Annotated in this window: 1 tRNA gene and 2 rRNA genes; all 3 read right to left on the bottom strand. The window is 49.1% G+C overall.

From position 1 onward, the window contains the following. Window positions 1-147: 147 nt before the first annotated feature. Window positions 148-3,047: ribosomal RNA gene (locus A9G35_RS10785) — 23S ribosomal RNA — on the bottom strand. A 216-nt stretch (window positions 3,048-3,263) separates the two neighbouring features. Then, a tRNA-Glu gene (locus tag A9G35_RS10790) sits at window positions 3,264-3,339 on the bottom strand. Window positions 3,340-3,393: 54 nt separating this feature from the next. Further along, window positions 3,394-3,813 (bottom strand): 16S ribosomal RNA (locus tag A9G35_RS10795); the annotation flags it as partial.

Consider the following 3,813-nt stretch of genomic DNA (forward strand, 5'->3'; position numbering starts at 1 on the left):
CTTCTCTTTCTCAACTGATGTCCATTATCTCATATCGACATCAATCGCTCAATTCGGAACAAACTGTTTTATCAATCCTTCTTCGTTTATCGATGCTTTTCTACGCTATCAATAACTCCTGCGTAACCCAAAACAACTCCGAGTTGTAAGGTTAAGACTCTCGGTTCATTAGTATCAGTTAGCTCAATGTATCACTACACTTACACACCTGACCTATCTACGTCTTAGTCTCAAACGGACCTTACTGAATCTCTTCAGGGAAAACTCATCTCAAGGCTAGTTTCGTGCTTAGATGCTTTCAGCACTTATCTATTCCGCACGTAGCTACCGGGCAATGCAATTGGCATCACAACCCGTACACCAGCGGTGCGTTCACTTCGGTCCTCTCGTACTAGAAGCAAACCCTCTCAATTTTCCTACGCCCATGGCAGATAGGGACCGAACTGTCTCACGACGTTCTAAACCCAGCTCGCGTACCACTTTAAACGGCGAACAGCCGTACCCTTGGGACCTACTTCAGCCCCAGGATGTGATGAGCCGACATCGAGGTGCCAAACACCGCCGTCGATATGAACTCTTGGGCGGTATCAGCCTGTTATCCCCGGAGTACCTTTTATCCGTTGAGCGATGGCCCTTCCATTCAGAACCACCGGATCACTATGACCTACTTTCGTACCTGCTCGAGCCGTCACTCTCGCAGTCAAGCTAGCTTTTGCCATTGCACTAACCTCCTGATGTCCGACCAGGATTAGCTAACCTTCGTGCTCCTCCGTTACTCTTTGGGAGGAGACCGCCCCAGTCAAACTACCCACCAGACAGTGTCCCTTACCTCGATTCAGAAGTATAGGTTAGAACATCAAACATTAAAGGGTGGTATTTCAAGGTCGACTCCACACACACTGGCGTGCATGCTTCTTTGCCTCCCACCTATCCTACACATTAAGGCTCAATGTTCACTGTCAAGCTATAGTAAAGGTTCACGGGGTCTTTCCGTCTTGCCACGGGTACACCGCATCTTCACGGCAAATTCAATTTCACTGAGTCTCGGGTGGAGACAGCCTGGCCATCATTACGCCATTCGTGCAGGTCGGAACTTACCCGACAAGGAATTTCGCTACCTTAGGACCGTTATAGTTACGGCCGCCGTTTACTGGGGCTTCGATCAGGAGCTTCTGCATAAGCATAACCCCATCAATTAACCTTCCAGCACCGGGCAGGCGTCACACCGTATACGTCCACTTTCGTGTTTGCACAGTGCTGTGTTTTTATTAAACAGTTGCAGCCAGCTGGTATCTTCGACTGATTTCACCTACGTCCGCATGGGATTTCAATTACACATCAGCGTGCCTTCTCCCGAAGTTACGGCACCATTTTGCCTAGTTCCTTCACCCGAGTTCTCTCAAGCGCCTTAGTATTCTCTACCTGACCACCTGTGTCGGTTTCGGGTACGATTAACTATAACCTGAAGCTTAGAGGATTTTCCTGGAAGCAGGGCATCAATTACTTCACTGCCTTAGCAGCTCGTCATCACGCCTCAGAGTCTTAGTGACCGGATTTGCCTAATCACACCCCTACACGCTTAACCCACCATCCAATAGGTGGTAAACCTAGCCTTCTTCGTCCCCCCATCGCAGTTATAGCCAGTACGGGAATATTAACCCGTTTCCCATCAGATACGCCCTTCGGCCTCTCCTTAGGGGTCGACTCACCCTGCCCCGATTAACGTTGGACAGGAACCCTTGGTCTTCCGGCGAGCGGGCTTTTCACCCGCTTTATCGTTACTTATGTCAGCATTCGCACTTCTGATACCTCCAGCATGCCTCACAACACACCTTCTACGGCTTACAGAACGCTCCCCTACCCAATACACTTGCGTGCACTGCCGCAGCTTCGGTGCATAGTTTTAGCCCCGTTACATCTTCCGTGCAGGCCGACTCAACTAGTGAGCTATTACGCTTTCTTTAAATGATGGCTGCTTCTAAGCCAACATCCTAGCTGTCTAAGCCTTCCCACTTCGTTTCCCACTTAACTATGACTTTGGGACCTTAGCTGGCGGTCTGGGTTGTTTCCCTCTTCACGACGAACGTTAGCACCCGCCGTGTGTCTCCCATGATTCAACTTGTCAGTATTCGGAGTTTGCATCGGGTTGGTAAGCCGGGATGGCCCCCTAGCCGAAACAGTGCTCTACCCCCAACAGTCATTCATGAGGCGCTACCTAAATAGCTTTCGGGGAGAACCAGCTATCTCCCGGTTTGATTGGCCTTTCACCCCCAGCCACAGGTCATCCGCTAATTTTTCAACATTAGTCGGTTCGGTCCTCCAGTTAGTGTTAACCAACCTTCAACCTGCCCATGGCTAGATCACCGGGTTTCGGGTCTATACCCTGCAACTTAACGCACAGTTAATACTCGGTTTCCCTTCGGCTCCCCTATTCGGTTAACCTCGCTACAGAATATAAGTCGCTGACCCATTATACAAAAGGTACGCAGTCACTATCACCCAACGGTAACAGCTCCCACTGATTGTACGTACACGGTTTCAGGGTCTATTTCACTCCCCTCCCGGGGTTCTTTTCGCCTTTCCCTCACGGTACTAGTTCACTATCGGTCAATCAGGAGTATTTAGCCTTGGAGGATGGTCCCCCCTTCTTCAGACAGGATATCACGTGTCCCGCCCTACTCTATAAGCTTCCACATATCACACCTTCGTGTACGGGACTTTCACCCTCTATCGTGCGACTTTCCAGACGCTTCCACTAATACGATATGCTACCCGCTTGGGCTCCTCCCCTTTCGCTCGCCGCTACTCAGGGAATCTCGGTTGATTTCTTTTCCTCGGGGTACTTAGATGTTTCAGTTCTCCCGGTTCGCCTCATCTAACTATGAATTCATTAGATGATAGTGTAGTTTCCTACACTGGGTTTCCCCATTCGGACATCGACGGCTATTACGCTTTTTATCAGCTTACCGTCGCTTTTCGCAGATTAACACGTCCTTCTTCGCCTCTGATTGCCTAGGCATCCACCGTGTACGCTTAATTTCTTAACCTTACAACTCACAGTTGTCTTGGTTTTAATTACGCTTTCTTCTCTTTCTTACTTCCAGTCGCCTATATCTATATATCGCTTCCTTCCGTAAAAACGAGAACTCGTTTCTTTCAGCTTGTTCCTAATTGTTAAAGAGCTTTATCTTTCTATTCACTCATTACACCTAATAAGTAAATACAAACATAATAATTACTAAGAAATAATCTCATCACTTTTATGGCGTCCCCTAGGGGATTCGAACCCCTGTTACCGCCGTGAAAGGGCGATGTCCTAGGCCTCTAGACGAAGGGGACTTAATTATTTCTCTTCTAAACAAACAATCTGTGTGAACACTTACGAGCACTTCGTAAGGAGGTGATCCAACCGCAGGTTCCCCTACGGTTACCTTGTTACGACTTCACCCCAGTCATGAACCACACCGTGGTAAACGCCCTCCCGAAGGTTAAGCTATCTACTTCTGGTGCAACCCACTCCCATGGTGTGACGGGCGGTGTGTACAAGGCCCGGGAACGTATTCACCGTGACATTCTGATTCACGATTACTAGCGATTCCGACTTCATGGAGTCGAGTTGCAGACTCCAATCCGGACTTAGACGTATTTTATGAGGTCCGCTTACTCTCGCGAGGTCGCCTCCCTTTGTATACGCCATTGTAGCACGTGTGTAGCCCTGGTCGTAAGGGCCATGATGACTTGACGTCGTCCCCACCTTCCTCCGCTTTATCAACGGCAGTCTCCTTTGAGTTCCCGACCGAATCGATGGCAACA

This window comes from Gilliamella sp. Choc5-1, assembly GCF_001690595.1.
Lineage (GTDB): Bacteria > Pseudomonadota > Gammaproteobacteria > Enterobacterales > Orbaceae > Gilliamella > Gilliamella apicola_M.